This is a genomic window from Pseudomonas sp. NPDC089547, from assembly GCF_050280665.1.
In the GTDB taxonomy this organism is placed as follows: Bacteria; Pseudomonadota; Gammaproteobacteria; order Pseudomonadales; family Pseudomonadaceae; genus Aquipseudomonas.
In genome coordinates, this window is record NZ_JBNNVS010000037.1 from 28278 (window position 1) to 48189 (window position 19912).

Consider the following 19912-nt stretch of genomic DNA (forward strand, 5'->3'; position numbering starts at 1 on the left):
CAAAGTAGTGTTCCTGTTAATTGGTTGCTAGTTTTGGTTGGGTGATGTTTGAAAGTGACGCGGGAACTCTGCCAGTTTCAACTGCAATACTCCCGAGCTTCTCAGATCCTTCTCGGCTGAGGTGCCCGCCATCGTAATAGAGCTGGGTTTTTCCTGCGAAGGCCGAGCATGTTGTTCCGTTGCAGATGAGGTCGCGAACGCCAAAGTAAGAGAAGTTGGCTCTGGCAGAAATTCGCTTAATAATTTCCTGATTGAGTCGATTTTCCCCAGTATCAGACACGACAGTTTTCTGCTCGCAGTTGATAAGCGGAATTTTCAATGCCTTTTCAGTGCACTGCCGGTCTACTGAATTGAATGTAGGTACCTTGAGAGCGATGATTATTTTTTTGCCGCTTTGGTTCAATGTGTCTAGCATGGCGTCGAAGTCAGCCAAGAATGCCACCTTGTCGACAGCTTCGTATGCTGGCCAACTGCCGCCCACGATAACCGTGTCGTAGTTGGAGATTTGTTTAAATGCTTCGGCATTGTACGCAGGGCAGCTTACTTTGTATCCTTCTTTAATATACCTTGCACTGCGCTGTCCTGGAAAAGGTGGGCAAGCATGGTGCTCAACGTTTCTAATTGCTACGCCTTCATTTTTGGCTATCGCACTTAAGTAGCCAGCGTAGTGAGCTGCGTTAGAGTCACCGATTAAAAGCACGCTTGGTGGCTTAGATGTGTCTCCTGCAATACATTTTGCCGAAGAAAAATACTCAGGCTTGTAAACGCTCTGGCAAACGTAGGGAGCAGATGAGGCTGGCGCGGAGCCTGAGCGTGTTTCTGCTAGAGAATCCTGGTAACCGCTCGGGCTGATAGGTGAAATGATGCCATTGCTGGCATAAATTACTCCAGCAAATGAGAGGGCAAGGGCTGCTGATGCTGGGGTGGCCATGGTGAACTTCCAGCCTTTGTTGGCACGGAACGGCACCTCAATCAAGAAATAGCTGAACAGCGTCATTGCCACCAGTACCGAGAGGCAGATCAGATTGCCCAGCATGTCAGGCTCGCCGTAGGCATAACGGTAAAACGCCAACACCGGCCAATGCCATAAGTAGAGCGAGAACGAAACTAGCCCAATAGAGACCATCGGGCGCAAGGCCAAGACTTTACCTACCAGAGTTTTGCTGAAGCTGCCGGCGGCCAGTATCAAGGATGCGCCGACTGCAGGAGCTATCGATATAAAGCCCGGGAAGCCTTCAGTCTCCCGGATGTAGGCGAGCGACCATGCAAGCACTAGAGCGCCCACCAAAGCCATGACCTGAGCTGCGCGCTGGCCTATGCGACCTTTGATCGCTTCGGTCATGAAGAAGGTCATACCACCGATCAATAGCTCACCGGCCCTGGATGGGAGCATGTAGTAGGCAAAGGTTGGATCTGCAGCAAGCTTGCTCTGGCCATACCAGAAGCAGGCGGCTGCGATCACTGTCGCAACACCCACCGTCATCGTCCGGCCACCAACTTTCAGAGTAAGGAGCAGCAGGGCTGGCCAGATAAGATAAAACTGTTCCTCTACACCTAGCGACCACATGTGGAGCAAGGGAACGGTGTCGGAGGACGCTGCAAAGTAGCTCGTATCGAGGAACTTCCAGAAATAGATATTCGCAGCTGACAGCGTGGAAGCGATAGCCGACAGTGACAAGGCTTTCGCATCGTCAGGAAGCATGAAGATCGAGCCGAATAGGAGGGTCACCAGCGTCACGAACAAAGCCGCTGGTAGAATGCGTCGCACCCTTCTCATGTAGAAATCAGCGAACGAGAAGCTTCCAGCAGCCGCCTGTCTGGCAACGATCCCGGTAATCAGGAACCCAGAGATCACAAAAAAGATGTCGACGCCTACGAAGCCGCCTGGAAGCCACTGCTTATTGAAGTGAAAAATGGTAACGGCCAGAACGGCCAAAGCCCTGAGCCCGTCTATGTCGGGCCGGTAGGCGAGTGCTTTGTTACTCATGAAATCCCTTTCTGAGGGCTAGGCCCTGGTAAAGAGTGAAGGAAGATGCGAATTCTACAGATGATGCCGGTATGCTGTCAGGGGCGGTGAGCGGAATTTGCGGAAAAAGCGCTCCCCCATCGTCACGAGCAACCAGCATGGATGTGACCATTCGATGGAGTCCAAGGCTATCAGTCAATTCCGATAGGAACGGAAAGGCTGAAAATAGGCCCATGGTAGGCCTCGCTGGTCTGGTTACGTAGCTGCTGCGCTCGCCGCCGCAACCGCTCTCATACCAAACGCAAGATGTTCATGGTTTCACATAGCTATGAATTCGGGCTCTTGGTGGAGCTCAAAGATGTTAGGTAAGGGCGAGCTTGGTGCTATAATCAGGCGCATGCTTATTTGCTATTAAGTCTTTGCGCAGTTGAATGATGAGCAGAACTCTGCGGTTTGATAGGTTGTTGATGTTGCGAATTGGCTAGGTGGTGTAGTTTTCAAGTATAAATCCTACAAGGTTGCTAGTAGTGGTCAAGAATTTATTAATTTATGGTAGCTGTGTTTCAAGAGATATTTACAATCTGGAAGAGAGTTCCGGTTTCACGATTTCAGATTATTTTGCTCGATCTTCGATGGCTTCATTGTGTAGTGCACCTTACAAGAATACAGAGGCACTAGAGCGTATCCAGTCAGCTTTCCGTCGAAGGATGGTCGCCAATGACTTTTCTAAAAACTTGCTAGCTGCGGTTGATAAGCTAGAATCGGCAGATTTGATTCTTATCGATTTGATTGACGAGAGATTTGATCTGGTAGCATTGCCTACAGGTGAATTGATTACTCATTCAAATGAGCTTGCTGAAAGCGGCTTGCTAGCTGAAGAGAGTATTGAAGGGTATAGGATTATACCGCAAGGTACTTACGAACGCCGTGAGTTGTGGCTGCAAGGAATGCATAAATTTTTCGATTTATTGAAGGATTTAAACAGGCTTGACGCTGTGCTAGTTAATAAGGTGTATTGGGCCTCGAGCTTTGAGTTGGATACTCAGTCTGTTTTTCCTGTGGGTCGTGGGGAAATCGATAAGGCTAACGAAGAGCTTGAGTGGATGTATGGCGCCATGGAAAGGTTGCTTGATAGTCGCCAGTTTTTGAATTTTGATAATGCCCTTTTGACCGCTGATGAATTCCATCGTTGGGGTGTGTCGCCATTTCACTATTGCGAAATGTATTACCGTGAAGCGCTGGCTCAGATTGTAAAGAAATCTGAGAAAAATAGCGCTGATATATCCCACGGTGTGGAACTTGCGCCGATACAGCCTCCTCCGGTTTCTTCTGGTGTGGAGCTCAATGTGGCTGCACACATTGTTGATGATGAAATCTATGCGCACTGCTCTTTGAGTCTGAATGATCAGGCGTGTGAGGGCGGTGATTTTGCATTTTATCTCTTGGTTGATGGTGTTCGTCATGCCACGCGATGGTATGAAAAATCACCGAGAGCTCGTTTTGCTATCCCTGATCATCTTGGGCGATTAGAAGTTGCCGCTTTTTATAAGGATGAATTTGATGAGAAGCTATGTTCTAAAGAGGGTATAACGTTGGCCTCTTCAACTTGAAAGGTGATGCAATTTACTCATGGCATGTAGTTATTACTCTTGATGGTGGTCAGTGCCAAGTCATCGCAGCAATATATCCGATGGCTTTGCACTGGCTTAAGTCTGGGGGAGGTGACTTCTAATAAAAGTTACTTGATCAATTTCAGAGGCATAGTCAATTAGAAGGTGTAGGGCGCGGCGTTTACTGCGAAGTTGGTAATGGCTAGAAGCTCAATAAGTAATCGGTGGCCACATCCTCATTTGCTCAGGAAGTCGCTCAAGCAAAAGAGGATGCTGCGTAGGGCTTTCGGCTATGTGGCGATGAGTTATATTATTTGTTCGTCGAGGCTTTGTGTGTATTTTAAAATACCTGGAATAAGGTTCAGCGCCGCCTGGTAATCTCTTCGGTTGATATGTCTTTCAAAGGAAAACATATAAGAGGCAAGTATGGTGCCGTCACTGCTTAGGCTCTGTGCGTCAGTTCTGATGGCTTGAGCTTCTTGGGTGCACTCAAGAAGTTTCGAATGTGCGGTAAGAGGCCAATACGTACCTGCGGGCTCTAAAATCCAGTTGCCCCAATGGATAACTGATAACTCTCCGCTTTCTTTCTTAAGCAAAGAGTCAAAGTTGAGGTCAAGGACAATGAGCTGCCTGGGAAGTTTGCTTAAGTGTAGTTTTATACTGCCAAGACTGCCTGCCAGTTGTTCTATGGTTTTTTGGTCCTCTGCGGTAACTGCGTAGAGCTTTAGGTTTTCCAGCATCTCGCTGTTTAGGCGAGATTCTAAATAGCTTTTGGAACGCTCGTATTTATTGAGAAGCGACTTGGGTGGCGTTAGCTTCATCAAATCCCCGAGGAGCGTCAAGGTTCCTTGAGTGTACTCCCTGCCAGTCATTTTACATTCTTTTGACCACTCAAAAATATGATAAGTCACATCCTGTAACTTCCCAGTCTCTCTGAGTGGCGGGCAGGGCAGGTCTTTAAACTGAGCGATTAGTGCGCTCTCTTGAGCGGCGGGATAAGTTCGGCTCTCGTCAAACAGTTTAATAATGTAAGTTTTAAGTGTGTTCTCGGAGCAGCAGTCAACTTCGTAGCAGTATATGTCGGGGTGGCCTAACTGAAAGTTTTTAACGCCTTCGACAGTGAAGGCGGTTTTGAAAAGAGGGGATAAGACCTGCGGAATCCAGCGCTCGCGCTGCTCGGGCGAGAAAAGAGCGTGAATTCCGTCACTCTTCTGCGTGGTTTCAAGTAAGAGTGGCTGGTTGTGGAAGAATAGCGCACTGACTCGCGAGTGTTGCGATCTTAATAATATCAGTTTGGTCGAGAAGCCCACGAGTCGCTGCAGGGCTTGCCTGATAAGTAGTAGCGATATTATTGCCATGAATGCTGATGGTGGGTGGAAATAAAGAAAATCTCCGATTATTCCGAAGAATACGACTAGAAAGACAAATCCGGATATTGAGTTAAGTATTGCTTGGTGGTGGGTTGTTAGTGCGCTTCGTGCTTTCGATGAAATGTTGTATGCCAGGCAGGTAAATGTATAAAAGACTATGATGCTTGTCGCGACTAAGGAGAAAATTAGTGGATAAATTGCGCATAGAATTGCAACTGATATTAAAAAGAATAGTAGTTCTGAAAGTCCGCGCGTGAACTTTGAATATGCGTTGACTGCAATGAGGTCTTGGTTGTCGAAGAGAACAATTTTCTTTGTTCTGATTATGAGTAGACGTGCGCCCGCTGCAGTGATTTTTGTAGCAACTAGTTCGAATGTAAGGTGTGCTGCAAATGCAACTAGGGAGCTTAAACTCAACCAGATTACAACGGTGTCCTGAGCGTAAGCTTTCAGGAATTCAGGAAAGTAACTCGGGATGCCGCCAGAGCTGAGGACGATAATTGCTTTTAAAGGAAGGAAGAAGGCTAAAAGCAAAAGTAATTGGCTAAATATATAGATGAACTGCACTGATACTGTGTGCAAGGACGCTTTCCTCAGGAATTTTTTGCCTAAGGAAAAAGACCAGCGTAAGCATTGGCTTAGCTCTGTATTAAGGTGTGCTTTCATATGGGTTGCTTAACAGATGGTCAGTATTTCGGTGCGAGATATGTACGTCGACTTGAATGGCTCACGAAATTTCACTCTTAAGATCTCTAGTTGCTATCGATGCTTTTCCTTCTCAGTTTATTTCCCGATAAGAAAAACATTAAGTGTTTTGTGTGTGGTTCAGAAGTTCAGTCGCCATGCTTGCTACAATGTATTTTCGCGAATATTTTTTTACAAAGTCGCGTCGATCAGTTTTTTCAATGTTTAGGCTTTCCAGGGCCGTAATTGCTGACTCTATATCGCACGGGGGGAAGACGCTCATGTTTTTAATGTTGTCAGTTGCAAACTTGGCGGAGTAGCCGCTAAGTCCTCCAAGAATAGGTTTTTCGGTGGCGGCGTATTCAAATAACTTTGAAGGGATTACATTCTTCAGCGAAGGAAGATCATTGAGGTGCAAAAACAAAACGTCTGCCGTGTTGTAGTACGATAGCAAGTCAGTTCGTTTCATGGGTTCAATGAGGTCTACATTTGTGACGTTATGCTGAGTTAGTGCCGTTTTTAGTTGCTTTATTGCACTGCCACTCCCGACTATTACAAACTTTGCTTTGTTTGCAAGTCTATTTGCCAATTTTGGCAGGATATGATGCAGACCTTGTCCCGCGCCTATGTTGCCTGCATATAAAATACGGATCTGGCGTGAGGTGCGCTCTTCCATTGCGGCGGGGTTTTCAATGAATAGATCATCAACGCCGTTTGTGTAAACAGTAAATGGTTTGTTCGGGTACTGTGATTTAAAGTAGTTGACGAACCCTGGAGAGGCTAAATTGACTGAGTGTGATTGCTTCACTGTCCAACGCTCAATGTGGCGGAAGAACCATGCTGTGGGTGCTCCGATTGGATAAGGTAGCAAATCCGGCAATATATCAGTCAGTAGGTCCCGAAAATCCAAGTAAAGTGGTGCGTTGACGCATTTGGCTACCCAAGCCCCTAAGGTAGCGGTCATCATGCGCGATGAGGTAGCAAAGATAAGATCATACTCATTCGATTTGACCGCTTTCAGCACACCTCGCGCATATTGGCCGAATAGGTGGGCCTGGCCAAGAATTCCACCGCCACGCGAAATAACTGGAATTCGTTTGATCGTTAGCCCCTCGCGGCTTTCAATAGAGGAGGCACTCGGGGCATAGCTATCGTATCTGCTCGGTTGTGTCGTCAGCACGGTTATCGTGATTTTTTTCTGAGAATTCTGCAAAAGTGAATTGACTAATGCTTTCGTCCTGAATGAGCCTGCAGAAAGATCAGGGGGATAATAAAAACTCAGTATCAGGATGTTCACGTTCAGGCCGCTTCAAATTTGCCGGTAGAGGTGGCTTTTTTGTATATTTCTGCCAAGAGATTTTCCTGACTTTCCCAGCAGAGATCCTTTGCCGCAATCGCTGAGTTTTTGGCCAGCTTTGCACGTAATTCAGGATCCTCGATGAGCCTGTTCAGGCAGTTCACTAGGTCGTCTTCGTTGCCTTCGGCAGCCAACAGTCCAATGCCATATTGATTTACTATCTTCCGGATTTCAGGGAAGTTAGTGGCTACTGATGGTACTCCTGCGATAATGTACTCAAACAGCTTGTTGGAGTCAGTGCTGAAGTGATTGAAGCAAGTGTTCTCTATCGGCTGCACAGCGATGTCGGCCGCTGCAGTATATTTCGGGAGTTCGGACAGTGCTACTGTTGGAATAAAGTGAACACGGTCTTGTAAGTCTAGACTGTCACGTAAGTCGATAAGCGGCTGTGTTAAACGTCCCCCACCAATCAGTACGACATGAGCGTTTTTTAGGCGTGAAGTGCAACGCACTAATTTTTCTAAGCCTCTTCCGCTTTGAAGGCCACCTTGGTAAAGGATCATAGGGCACTCTTGTGGTATGCCTAGTGCTTGATGAAGTAAGCGGCTTTTTTGGACGGCAACATATCTGGGGCGGTTTTGAAGTACTGCAGGTCTTGCTATTTTATAGAGTCGAGCAAGATATTTGGCTCGAGTTTCAGTTGTCGTGATAACTGCGGATGCGCGAGGAATCAATAGTTTTTCAATGTGCGCAACAATTTTTGAGAGTTTTCCGTAGCCCTCTCTGCTAGTGCTTATTTCGTGCGCATCATATATGAGTTTGGCTTGACTGATGATTGAGGCTAGCCAAGCAGTAGGAAGGGTATTTACATCATGGGAGTGAACGACAGAGGGCCGATAACGTATGATGTTGAGAAGCAGCATCATATGAGTCCATGCGCGACTGATCACCCTTAAAACTGAGATCTGGGCGTTATTAGAGGTTGTTACTGCTGAAGGCGATGGTGTTTTGGAGTCGAGTTGTTTCGATTTCCTCCAGCGCCACAAAGGCGACCTTTCTACCCGGCATACATCGAGGTTTTTCTGTAGGATCTCTGTTTTCGCAGTTTTCCCTGGCGTATGTAATGCGAAGACCCTAACGGCATAATCTGAGTTGGCAAGTGTTTGTGCTTCTTTTAATACTCGTGCGTCATTGACGAATTCATTCCACACAATCATTGCAACTTTTTTCACTGCTTTACCTGCTATTCGATTATGCCCGCTAGGGTGTTCAGGGCGTTATTCTGGTAAGACTCAGGTCTCGGTCCAGTAGATTTTCATTTTTGTCGTGTTGACGTTATTGGCGCTCGATTCTGTGTAAATAGCACCAATGGTAGAGTAACCGGTTTTCTTGTAGTGAACTTTGAATTGGTTTGGGTTGTCTTCCATTACGGTGCGCTGGAAGCCTTGGCTCTTCAACTGATTGTAGATGGCATTCTCAGCCACTTTGGCAAGCGTGTTAGCGTTGACTTCATAGTGTTTCATCTTGCCGTTCGAGGTTTCTTTCTCGTACTCTTTGGAAATCTCGCCGTTGGTATTCAGCTTTTCACCGTTCTGAAGAACGATAGAGCTGCTTTGAGCGCTTTGCGAGGCAGGCGCTTGGGTGGCTTTTTGTTCTTTTTCAGCGCCGCAGCCGAAAAGTGCCAGTGACATAAGAAGTGCTGCTGCGGTTTTGATGTTGGTTTTCATAGTGGTGTTGTTCGTCATTAAAAGTTAGGGGTGGGTTTTATTGGGTGATAAGTGCCAATTCTTTATCGATGATGTTTTTCTTCGCTGTTTGGCTCATGACTCGGTGGTGAGCAGCAGCGGACATCTTGTTGAACAGCTCTGGAGAGCCGACAACTCTCTTGATGCCATCGGCCATCCCTTGTGCATCGTCTGCACCTGCAAGAATGCCGCAGTCATTGCTCACGAACTCTGGAATGGCTGTAACACCGTTGGTGACTGAAATGAGTCCGGATGACATCGCTTCGTCGCGAGAAACACCTTGGGCATCCATGCGGGTTGGGCACAGGAACATCCCGTACTCTTTATGCAATGCCGCGATTTGGTTGTGCCTCAAGAAGCCTCGTTCGATAGTGACGTTTGAGAAGCCCTTCAGTGGTTCCAGGGTCTCCTCGAACAGGGCGCCATCACCAATCATTCGGAACTCCATTTTCTCAAAGAATGGCTCTTTCGAAAGCAGTTTGATTGCAGCTACGCTCAAGTCATTCGCATATTTTGCTGAAGCATAAGGGCGGATGGAAAGAACCTTGAAACGTTGGTTTTCAGGCTTTTTCTTGTAATCGAAAATATCGGTGTCAATAGGGTTGTGGATAATCTCGTAGCTTTCCTCCGGAATCCGGAAGCCCACGTCCTCCATCACCTCTTCTGCAAAGTAGCGAGATACGAAAACGAATTTCAGATTTGCAGGCACGTTTTGCAGCGTCTCGCGCCAGAACGCCATGCGCTTCTCGCTTTCGATTTTCGCCACTGCCAACTGGCTCTCATCCGAGTAGTTGTACTCGCGACGCCACCAAGGCTGTACTTCCGCGCCGTGTACCCAAACCACTACCTTGACCATGTGGGTGAAGCGCTTGAGCACTTCCCACATTTCAGGGTCCAGGAAGTGCACCAGTACGCTCTTGTACTGACCACTTTCTAGCATCTTGGTCAGGGTGGACTGGCAACCGGTTACCACGTCTACGTTCTGGAACTCGTGATAGCTGACAGTCTCGTTCTTGCGCAGGCGGAAGATGTCCACATTCAGGTTCTGTTCCTGATAAGCCATCACTCGGCTGTGTACAAAGCCGTTGCGATACAGGTCAGCATAAGCCGGGTAGTGGTTGGTAACGACCAGATGCTTCGAGCGGCCCAGCATCTCCGAAGGTTGCAGGTCGCGGTGGCCAAGCACCAATGCCTTGATCTCGCTACTGCCAGCCGCGTACGCCCGCAGACCAAAGCGCACGAAGGCGGCTTCCGGTGGTACCTCGGAGGTTTGGTTACGGTTGGCATGCTGCATCACATGGCTGATCCGCTGCTTTTCAACATCGAGGAACAGCACCACCAATTGCAGGTTCAGGCCGGGCGTGCAGTCGAGGTACAGCTTGAGCTGGCGATCCTCGAGATTCAGTTGGTCCAAGCTGACCTCTTTGAGGGCATACACATATTCATGCTTGCCGTCTGCCAACGTGGAACTGACACGCCAGTTATCTACATCGACCGACAGGTTGAGGAACTTGCTGTGCTTGGCACCGAACATCTCAGCCAGCTCACGACCGTTGATTTCCGGAGAGTCGTGGCTGTCCTCCAAAGGAGCGATAGCCTGTGCGCGAGCCTGGAGCTGGTCAATGGTCATCCCGAGGTTCAGCTCCAGGTCGTCCACCTTGGCGCTGATAGCCTCGTGCTGTGCTGCACCGTTTTCGCAGTAGTTGAACGGGTCGATCGCCAAGCCTTGCTCGTGGGTGTATTGAAGCGAAGGCAAGCTCTTCAACCAGCTGCGCAGTGGCTGGCCGGCAACGATCTCGGTGGCCACCAGCGAGCGACGTGCACTCAATGATTGAGCGGGGCGGTACGCCATTCCATTCGATTGCAGTTGCGCATTTTGCCCATTGCAGGTGAAGTGGGCTGCTTTACCAACAACCTGTGCCTGGCTGTAGCGGGTAGCTAGCGCCAGGTCCAGCAGGTAATTAGGGCCGTAGTAGTCTTCCGGTACAAAGCCGGCAACCCAAGGTGTATTGCCGACCAGCTCGCCAAGGCTGGTTTTCTTCAGTTGGGCGGGCTTGAGCACGAGAATGCGTGGGTCGTCGCTCACGATGCTGCTCTGGTAAGCATCGGTGATGATGACCATGCGCACTTGGCTGTAGGTCTGACGGTTCAGGTGGGCACGCAGCATGTCGAACTGCTGACGATCTTGTGCTTCGCCCACGACCACGATTTCCGGCAGGCGCTGAGCCTTTACGGTACCAGTGACTTTGCTGAGCACGTATTCCAGGCGCTGGGTGTAGGTGTGCTCCTGCATCACTTTACGCAGGGCGGCGAGCTTCAACTTGTCACTGTTGAGTGGGTCTTCGGCCAGCAGCTGCAGGCGGCGCAGCATTTCTTCGCCGTTATCGGTGGTGACTACCAAGTCACCGAACAGCAGGCGCACGCCGCGCGAGAAGTTGCTGACGGTGATGGTGTTGCAGCCCAGCAGCTCGAACACTCGACGTGCGAACATCGATTGCGACTGCTTGATCGAGTTCAGGTTGATCGCGTAGCGATAGCCTTTGTAAGCCGTGTCAATTTTTTCGAAGGGCAGGGTGCCGACGATGTACGGCTGGTATTCCTCGGGGAACTGGTAGTTGGCGTCGTTCTTGCCGAAGTTGCGGTCGAAAATTTCCAGCGGACGGAACTTAGGCAGCTCGCATACGAAGTTGCCCAGGTCGCGGGTACGCTCTGGGTAGCGGGCGTAGTAGGCGCCGGCAAAGCAGAATGCGTCTTTGCGCTCGTACAGCTCGATCGGGTTGTGCAGCGCTGGCTGGCAAGCGAACGGCAGCAGGTAGACGCGGTCGTGACCGAGCGCACCTTTATAGCGGTGAATGCAGTCGATGTCAGTGGTGAACACGTGGTCGAACTGCTTGGCGGTGGTCAGGAAGGTTTCGAAGTGAACCGGGTCTTCCTTGTTCCAGAATACGGTCGGCACCTTGTTCTGACGGCACCAGTTCAGCATGTCCTGCAGTTCCTGGCTGTTGTGGCCAACTTTGCTCCCCCACAGCTCATCCTTGCCACGCCAGGCAGACTCGATGAACAGCAGCTCAGGGCGGAAACCTTCCAGCTCCGCTTTCCAGTTGGCAGGTGTGAGCTGCATCAGATCACACTCGTAGCGGTAGGAGCCGAAGGTGAACTCATCCATTACACATGCCACTTTCAGGCGGCTTGCGGGTTGGTCGGCTTGGCGCAGCAGGATAGAGCGGCTCTGCTCGCTGGTCGGCAGGGCTGCGGGCAATTTCAGGTAGTTCTCATCCTGAATGACCGGCGCAGGAGGCAGCAGGGCCTTCATAGGCTCGTTGGCGATGCGCTTCTGTTCATTCTGCTGGCGTTGCTGGTTGGCCTTGCGGTACAGGCGCAGCAGGCGCACAGGCAGCCTGACCAGGCCGCCCAGGGAGCTGGCGCTGTTCTTGATCTGATAGCCCAACTGGTAGGTCATGCTGGTGCGGGTTTTGACCAGGCGTTGCTCTGCCAGATGGCGCTGCGTATTGGCTCGCTCCAGATTGGCATTGAGCTCATCGATCTTGCGCTGCTGCGCCGCGCTGCGCTGCAGCAGCTGATTGAGATTGGCCTTCAGTTGAGGAATCTGCTCAGTGCTTACAGTGCGGTACTTCATGTTAGCCGCACCCAAGCCTGCTTTTGAGGAGTTGAGCTCGTTCTCCAGTTGCATGCGCAAGCCTTGCCATTGCTCATTGGTGGCCGCCAGGCTCGCTTCTGCTGCCTGACGGCTGGCGGTTTCGAGCATCAACTGTTCGACCAGTGCGTCTTTGGCCTGATTCAGCGAGGCGATCGTCTCAGCTTGTTCAGCCTGCGCTTCTTGCGCTTGGGCGTTGGCTTGGGTCAGTGCTTGCACTTGCTCTTCAATGCCATTGCGCAGTTCCACCAGTGTATTGATGGTGTTCGCCTGGGCCGCATGCTCGCGCTCGCCACGTGCTAGTGTTTCGCTCACTTCCAGCAACTGACTCTCCAGTTCAGTCTGGCGGTTTTGCAGTGCGGTTACTGTTTCCGCATGGGCTGCATAAGCCTGTTTCATCGCTTGGCGCTGGTCACCCAGATCGGCCTCCAGTTCAACTTGACGTGCTTTTAACAGCGCAATGGTTTCAGCCTGTGCAGCGTCGGCCCGCTGGGTTTGGGCCTGCAATTCGTTCATATACTCCAACTCGCTTTCAAGTTCGGCTTCCAGTTCCGCTTGGCGCTTGCGTAGCGTGGCGATGCATTCGTCTTTCTCGGCAATATCCTGGCTGCTCTCGGATTGCAGGATGCTCAAGGCCTGTTTCTGATTCTCTAGCGCGGTCTCCATCGCCGTTTGGAGTTCGCGTAAGCTTGCAATGGTATTGATGTGATCCGTGTTGGCTTCGAGTGTCTTGTCTCTTGACTCGACAGCAGTGCCTATCAACGCTTCCAGTTCTTCGACACGGGATTGCAGTGAAGAAATGATTTCTAAGCGTGCTGCATCGGCTAGCCCTGCATGTTCGCGCAGTTCAATCATTGCCTGTGCCTGGCCTTCCAGTTCAGCTTCCAAAGTTGCTTGGTGGGCGCGCAGGGCAGTGATGGTGTCTACATGGTCTGCATTGGTCTGGTCAGCTTGCGATTGCAGTTCAACTTCAGCCTGCTGCTGGTTTGCCAGGGCATCCTGCAGCGCGGCCTGCTGAGCGCGCAGAGCAGTGATGGTGTCTACATGGCCTGCATTGGTCTGCTCGGCCTGCGACTGCCGTTCATCTGCAGCCTGTCGCTGATTTTCCAGTTTGGCTTGCAAGGCAGCCTGTTGCGCTCGGAGCACCGTGATGGTTTCTACGTGCCCATCGTTGAGCTGCTGAGCCTGGACAAGCTGTTCAGATAGCACTTCAAGCTGGCTTCCCAGCTCGTTACGCTGCTTTTGAAGGCCTGATACGGTTTCGTTCAGTGCCGCATTGTCAGCTTGGCCTTTAGCTTGAAGCTCAGTTATTTGCAGAAGCTGGTTTTCCAGCGCGTCGTGTTGAGCCTGCAATACTGCAATTTTTGTCGTCTCGTTGGCCGCCAGCGCTTCTGCGGCCGCCCGTTGCTGGTCGGTGGCCAGCAATTGTTCTTCTAGAGATAGCAGTGACTGCTGTAGCGTGTCGAGTTCCTGATCTCGTTGCCCCTGAGCTTCTTCAAGCACTGCGATCTGCTGTTGCAACTGGGCATACTGCTCCGCAGTCGCGAGGCATTTGTCATTGGCCTCACCCAGTTGGGATTTAAGCGAATCCAGCTCAGTATTCAGTTCCTGAATGCTACGAGCGCTGGTTTCGAGGGCTTCCCGGTTCGTTTGCTCGAGAGAGACGATATGTGCGTCGCGATCCTGGAGCAGGCGAGTCAGGGCTTCAGCCTTCTGGGCTTCAGGCTTCAGCAGGGAGAGCTGCTCAGTGGCCAAGCGATACTTTCTGTTGGCGTCGTCCAAGCGCTCCTTGATCTCCTCAAGCTCTTGCACCCGTTTTGCCTTGGCGTCGAGAATGTCGCGGTTGGCCTGCTGTAACGTCGTAATGTCTGCGTCACGAGTTTGCAGTTGCTTGGCGAGCGCTTCAGCTTTCTGCGCGTCAGGCCTCAGTTGGGCAATCTGCTCAGTAGCAGCGCGATACTTCTTGTTCGCCTCTTCCAGGCGCTTGCCGATATCGCCGAGGTTCCCGCGCAGCGTGCGCTCAATGGACTCAAACGCTTTCTCCAGTTCGCGCACGCGCTCGACTGTCAGCGAGTCGATGGTCCCCGGCTTATGCGCCTCGTTCTTCACCGCCACAATGCCCAGCCACTTGCCCAGCATCTTCACTTCGACGATCTGCAAGTACTCGGCCAGCAGCCGGAACGGTTCCATCAGGTAGAACGTGTGCTTGTGGTCAATGAAGTCATTGACCCCGAACGGTACGGTGATCACCAGCCGGCCACCCTGCTTGAGCAGTTCGTTGGCCTTTTCCACGAACAGCTCCGGGCGTACCAGGTGTTCGAGCACTTCGCTGATGACAACGGTGTCCGGTTCAACCTCGAGCGTGTCCAGCGCGAGGAAGTCAGAATTGATGTACGTGACGTTTTGCTGGATATGGGCCGGTTCGGCAGCCAGGTAACCCTTGGCTTCTTCGATGGCCTGCGGGCTGGTGTCCACACCCGTGACCTGGCAGCCTTCACGTGCCAGCAGCAGGGGCACGATACCCTGCGAGCAGCCGACATCCAGGATCCGGCGCCCTTTGACCTGGGCGCAGATCCAGTGGATGCGGGACTGCGTTTCCCGCATGAACTGGTCCCCAAGCTTGCCGTAATAGGCTTCCATCACGCGGTCATGAATATCGGCCAAAGGTGAAGGCAGCTCTGTGTTCACGGTAGGTTTCTCAAGCGTGGGGTTGTTCATGCGGTTGGGTCCATCAGGCCTGGGTAACGCCAGCGGCGTCGATCACAAAGGCCGCGTCGCGTACGTTGAAGGTGCCGCGGAATTCGCGGTGTTTCACCAGCAGCACGTGGATGTCGGCGCTGTCCTGGGCGTAGTCGAAGTCCACGTGCTCGTGGCGCGCCAGGCGCTGCGGCAGTGCTTCGATGTTCGGCTCGACCAGTTGCAGGGTGGCTTCCAGCTCATTGCCCAGGCGCTCGGCAATGCTCAGGGCCGGGCTTTCGCGCAGGTCGTCGATGTCGGCCTTGAAGGCCAGGCCGTAGCAGGCGATCTTCACTTGCTGGGCCGACTTGCCCGGGTTCTTGATCAGGAAGTTGGCCAGGGCCATCTTGACCTTGTCGATCACCCACTCAGGCTTGCTGTCGTTGACCACACGGGCGGTGCGGATCAGGCGCGCCTGCTCTGGGGTCTGGCTGACGATGAACCATGGGTCCACGGCGATGCAGTGGCCACCTACGCCTGGGCCAGGCTGCAGGATGTTCACGCGCGGGTGGTGGTTGGCCAGGCGGATCAGCTCCCACACGTCGATGTTCAGCTTGTCGCAGATGATCGACAGTTCGTTGGCGAAGGCAATGTTCACGTCGCGGAAGCTGTTTTCGGTCAGCTTGCACATTTCGGCAGTGCGGGCGTTGGTGATGATGCACTCGCCTTCAACAAAGGTGCGGTACAGGCGCACGGCCGCTTCGGAGCACTTCTTGGTCATGCCGCCGATGATGCGGTCGTTTTCCACCAGCTCGCGCAGCACGTGGCCTGGCAGTACGCGCTCAGGGCAGTGGGCGATGCGGATGTCGGAGTCTTCACCGTGGGTTTGCGGGAAGCTCAGGTCTGGGCGGGCTTGTGCCAGCCAGTAAGCCATCTGCTCGGTGGCACCGACAGGGGAGGTGGATTCCAGGATGACCAGATCACCCTTTTTCAGTACGGGTGCGATGGCCTTGCTGGCGGACTCGATGTAGCTCAGGTCCGGCTGGTGGTCGTCCATGAACGGGGTCGGCACGGCGATCAGGAAGGCGTCGGCGGCTTCCGGTACGGTGGAGGCGCGCAGGAAACCTTCGGTCACGGCAGCGTGTACCACCATGTCCAGCTCAGGCTCGACAATGTGGATTTCGCCACGGTTGATGGTGTCGACCGCGTGCTGGTTCACATCAATACCGATGACTTGCTTTTTGCGTGCGGCAAAAACGGCAGCGGTTGGCAGGCCGATATAGCCCAGGCCTACGACGGAAATTTTATTGAAGCTCATGCTGCGTCCTTGGAGTTCGAGAAGTCGGAGAGTGCGTCGAGGATTCGCGCGCACGCTTTTCCATCGCCGTAGGGGTTGTGGGCGACGCTCATCTCGCGGTAGGTCGCGTCATCGGTAAGTAGTTTTGCCAGGTTTTCGGTGATCGATTCGACGTCGGTGCCGACCAGCTTGACGGTACCGGCAGCCACGGCTTCCGGGCGCTCGGTGGTGTCACGCATGACCAGCACCGGCTTGCCCAGCGCAGGGGCTTCTTCCTGGATGCCGCCGGAATCGGTGAGGATCAGGTACGAGCGGGTCATCAGGTAGACGAACGGCAGGTAGTCCAGCGGTTCGATCAGGTGGATGTTGTTGACGTCAGCCAGCAGGCGGTTCACCGGTTCGCGGACGTTCGGGTTGAGGTGCACCGGGTAGACGATATCCACGTCAGGGAATTGACGCGCGGTTTGCACCAGCGCCTGGCAGATACGCTCGAAACCGCCACCGAAGTTTTCGCGGCGGTGGCCGGTCACCAGCACCATGCGGCGCTCCGGGTTCAGGAAGCTGAACTGGGCTTCGAACTGGTTTTTCAGGGCCGGGCTTTCCAGCTTTTTGACCACTTCCAGCAGCGCATCAATCACGGTGTTGCCGGTGGTGTAGATGGTCGCGGCGTCGGTGCCTTCACGCAGCAGGTTGTCCTGCGAGGTGGAGGTCGGCGCGAAGTGCAGGGCAGCCAGGGCGCCGGTCAGGCGGCGGTTGCCTTCTTCTGGCCATGGCGAGTACAGGTTGCCGGTGCGCAGGCCTGCTTCCACGTGGGCGATCGGAATCTGCTGGTAGTAAGCCGCCAGGCTGGTGGCCAGGGTTGTTGCGGTGTCGCCGTGCACCAGCACCACGTCGGGCTTGAACTCGGCCAGCACAGGTTTCAGACCCTGCAGGATGGCAGTGGTCACGTCGGTCAGGTCCTGCCCGGGCTTCATGATGTTCAAGTCGTAGTCGGGCTTGATCTCGAACAGTTCCAGTACCTGGTCAAGCATCTGGCGGTGCTGGCCGGTTACGCAGACGCGCGACTCGAAACGGTCGTCCTGAGCAAGGTTGAGGGCCAGTGGTGCCATTTTGATGGCTTCTGGGCGGGTGCCAAATACGATAAGGGTCTTGAGGGACACGGCGACGGTCTTCTGTGAGTGTAGTGAAGGCGGTTGGAACGGGTGCTACGGGCGAGGATCTCGGGTGTAACTCAGGTCGGCCGGGGGTGGCCTGCTGGCGCGGCAAGATGGAAATCGGGCAGGGCCAGTGGGGGAGGTGAAAAAAAATTCATTCTGCTCGGATCCTTCAAGCGAAGCGGTTGTCCTAATTCCGCAAATTTATCATTTCGTCATCACTATGACATCCCATCTGGCACGTTTTTTTCCCCTGATCGTAGGAAATTGCCTACAAGTATCGATGGATTGGATCCTATTTTTGTATAAACGATCAATAAAAACGATTGTTTGATGTTATTCAGGCATCATGCCAACAAAATCAATATCACCAAGGTATACGACGAACGGGTGGGGGCCTTGTCCAGCACGGCTTGTAGGAAAAACAACAGCGTTTGGTCTGAATGAAAGCCAGGTTAAACGGGAATTTACCTGGCGGCGATTTGCTATCGCTTTTTTTTCATGAAGTTAACTGGAAATATGGCGGAACGCCATCATTTTTGAGTGGTCGAAGTTGGTTTTTTTAATGATTGATCTGGTTACGTTTGAACAGGCCAAGTGCCTGTTGGGATAACCGCAGAACCGCTAGGGTTGATTGCGCAGCCGAAGGAAAACAGCTGCTGGAAAATGACCAACCCAAGGAGTGTTCATCAATGCGTAACAACGTTCTGTCGTACCTGCTGCTGCCGCTGTTCGCCAGCCTGTCGTTCTCCCTCAGCGCTGCACCTGCCAGCGCCACGGCGGTGCCCGAGCCGGTGCCGGTAGTGGCCCAGGCGCAGGCCCAGCAGGCGCCACGGCTGGACCTGAACAAGGCAGATGCGCTGACCCTGCAGAAGGAGCTGAACGGGATAGGCAAGGCCAAGGCCGAGGCGATCGTGGCCTACCGCGAGGCCAATGGGCCGTTTGCTTCGGTGGATGAATTGCTGGAGATCAAGGGGATTGGCAACGCGTTGCTGGAGCGCAACCGGGACAGGGTGATGGTGGAGTAAGAGGGGGAAGGGCTAGGGCATTTTTGCCCTGGCTCTGATAACTAAAAGTTTGACGTTTTAACCCTTTGACTCTTTAACCTGTTGAAAATGAACAGGTCGTAATTTTTATTAGCTGGCTATGCGTCAGCAGGCTAACTAATTAGTAACTTTTGACGGGGCCGTTGTAGGAGCGGCCTTGTGTCGCGATGGGGTGCGAAGCGCCCCCAGGTTTTCAGCGTCGCCGCATCTGTTGCCGGGGGCCGCTGCGCGGCCCTTTCCGCGACGTAAGGCCGCTCCCACAGCAAGGCAGCCGTGCCTCACAAGGGCCTGTCAGCGGTCTTGCGCATCCTTGGCATCGGCCTCGGCATTGCGCTCATGCACCTTGCGCAGCTGCTCTTCGGTCAGGGGCAGTTTTTTCGCCGTGTCGCGCAGCATCATCAACCCACCGACGATGGAGCCGAGGGCTATGATGAGGATCAGCCAGGCATACCAGGGCATTGTCGTTCTCCTTGCGTGGGGTAATGGGCAACGCTTGTACGAATTTTGAGCAATTGCCCGTTCCAATGGTTCAATTATAGGAGCCAGGCCGTGCCGGGCCAATTCCGTGACCCGCGGGCCCCAAAGCCTGCGTTACTTCGTTTACAATGCGCGCCGTTTTCGACTTGCCAAGAGACCCTGCCCATGTCCGCCTGCCAGACGCCCCTGATCGTCGCCCTGGATTTCCCTACCCGTGAGGCCGCCCTGAAGCTGGCTGACCAGCTTGACCCTGCGCTTTGCCGGGTGAAGGTTGGCAAGGAGCTGTTCACCAGCAGCGCTTCGGGCATTGTCGAAACCCTGTGCGACAAAGGCTTCGAAGTGTTCCTGGACCTCAAGTTCCACGACATTCCCAATACCACGGCCATGGCGGTAAAGGCCGCTGCCGAGATGGGTGTGTGGATGGTGAACGTGCATTGCTCTGGCGGCCTGCGCATGATGGCCGCCTGCCGTGAAGAGCTGGCCAAGCGCAGTGGCCCGCAACCGTTGCTGATTGGCGTAACCGTGCTGACCAGCATGGAGCGTGAAGACCTGGCTGGCATTGGCCTGGATGTCGACCCGCAAGAGCAGGTGCTGCGTTTGGCGGCATTGGCACAGAAGGCGGGGATGGACGGTTTGGTATGTTCGGCACTGGAGGCCCCGGCGCTGAAGGCGGCGCACCCGTCGCTGCAACTGGTGACCCCGGGTATTCGCCCAGCGGGCAGCGCGCAAGATGACCAGCGCCGTATCCTCACCCCGCGTCAGGCACTGGATGCAGGTTCGGACTACCTGGTGATCGGCCGGCCGATCAGCCAGGCTGCGGACCCGGCGCAGGCGCTGGCTGCGGTGGTGGCGGAGATTCGTGGGTAAGTAGCCCGTGTTGACGAAAAAGGCCAGTACGCGAGTGCTGGCCTTTTTTGTTTCCGCCTGTTTGGTGC

12 protein-coding genes are annotated in these 19912 nt (G+C 53.1%); 3 read left to right on the forward strand and 9 right to left on the reverse strand.

The window, feature by feature from the left end:
• Window positions 1-16: 16 nt before the first annotated feature.
• Window positions 17-1987 carry an acyltransferase family protein gene (locus tag ACQKPZ_RS21340; RefSeq protein ID WP_427541889.1) on the reverse strand — a complete coding sequence of 657 codons (1971 nt, stop codon included), beginning with the start codon at window positions 1985-1987 and terminating at the stop codon, window positions 17-19.
• A 506-nt stretch (window positions 1988-2493) separates the two neighbouring features.
• Between ACQKPZ_RS21340 and ACQKPZ_RS21345 the strand changes: the two genes are divergently transcribed.
• Window positions 2494-3576, forward strand: a complete 1083-nt coding sequence (locus ACQKPZ_RS21345; protein ID WP_427541892.1) for a DUF6270 domain-containing protein — start codon at window positions 2494-2496, stop codon at window positions 3574-3576.
• A gap of 305 nt (window positions 3577-3881) precedes the next feature.
• Here the strand turns inward: ACQKPZ_RS21345 and ACQKPZ_RS21350 are convergent, their stop codons facing one another.
• The 7 genes from ACQKPZ_RS21350 to wecB form a co-directional block, all read right to left on the reverse strand.
• The gene (locus ACQKPZ_RS21350; RefSeq protein WP_427541895.1) at window positions 3882-5612 is read right to left on the reverse strand and encodes a hypothetical protein; all 1731 of its coding nucleotides are present in this window, start codon (window positions 5610-5612) and stop codon (window positions 3882-3884) included.
• A 139-nt stretch (window positions 5613-5751) separates the two neighbouring features.
• Complete coding sequence (locus ACQKPZ_RS21355; RefSeq protein WP_427541898.1) at window positions 5752-6927, reverse strand: glycosyltransferase family 4 protein; 1176 nt, start codon at window positions 6925-6927, stop codon at window positions 5752-5754.
• Window positions 6928-6929: 2 nt separating this feature from the next.
• Window positions 6930-8159, reverse strand: a complete 1230-nt coding sequence (locus ACQKPZ_RS21360; protein WP_427541901.1) for a glycosyltransferase — start codon at window positions 8157-8159, stop codon at window positions 6930-6932.
• A 60-nt stretch (window positions 8160-8219) separates the two neighbouring features.
• On the reverse strand, window positions 8220-8654 hold the full coding sequence (locus ACQKPZ_RS21365; protein WP_427541904.1) for a hypothetical protein: 435 nt from the start codon (window positions 8652-8654) through the stop codon (window positions 8220-8222).
• Window positions 8655-8691: 37 nt separating this feature from the next.
• Window positions 8692-15045 (reverse strand): glycosyltransferase family protein, encoded by a 6354-nt coding sequence (locus tag ACQKPZ_RS21370; RefSeq protein WP_427541907.1) that lies wholly within the window; start codon window positions 15043-15045, stop codon window positions 8692-8694.
• 13 nt (window positions 15046-15058) lie between these two features.
• Window positions 15059-16321, reverse strand: a complete 1263-nt coding sequence (gene wecC / locus ACQKPZ_RS21375) for a UDP-N-acetyl-D-mannosamine dehydrogenase (RefSeq protein WP_403202960.1) — start codon at window positions 16319-16321, stop codon at window positions 15059-15061.
• Entirely contained in the window at window positions 16318-17460 is a 1143-nt protein-coding gene (gene wecB, locus ACQKPZ_RS21380; protein ID WP_427541910.1) for a non-hydrolyzing UDP-N-acetylglucosamine 2-epimerase, read from the reverse strand. Before wecB ends, wecC begins: the two co-directional genes overlap by 4 nt.
• A gap of 686 nt (window positions 17461-18146) precedes the next feature.
• Between wecB and ACQKPZ_RS21385 the strand changes: the two genes are divergently transcribed.
• A complete protein-coding gene (locus ACQKPZ_RS21385; protein WP_427541913.1) occupies window positions 18147-18482 on the forward strand; it encodes a ComEA family DNA-binding protein in 336 nt (111 codons plus the stop codon).
• A 309-nt stretch (window positions 18483-18791) separates the two neighbouring features.
• On the opposite strand, the gene ACQKPZ_RS21390 is transcribed toward ACQKPZ_RS21385, so the two are convergent.
• Entirely contained in the window at window positions 18792-18959 is a 168-nt protein-coding gene (locus tag ACQKPZ_RS21390; RefSeq protein WP_003252762.1) for a DUF2897 family protein, read from the reverse strand.
• 183 nt (window positions 18960-19142) lie between these two features.
• Between ACQKPZ_RS21390 and pyrF the strand changes: the two genes are divergently transcribed.
• Entirely contained in the window at window positions 19143-19844 is a 702-nt protein-coding gene (pyrF, locus tag ACQKPZ_RS21395) for an orotidine-5'-phosphate decarboxylase (RefSeq protein WP_012271070.1), read from the forward strand.
• The last annotated feature ends 68 nt before the right edge of the window (window positions 19845-19912 follow it).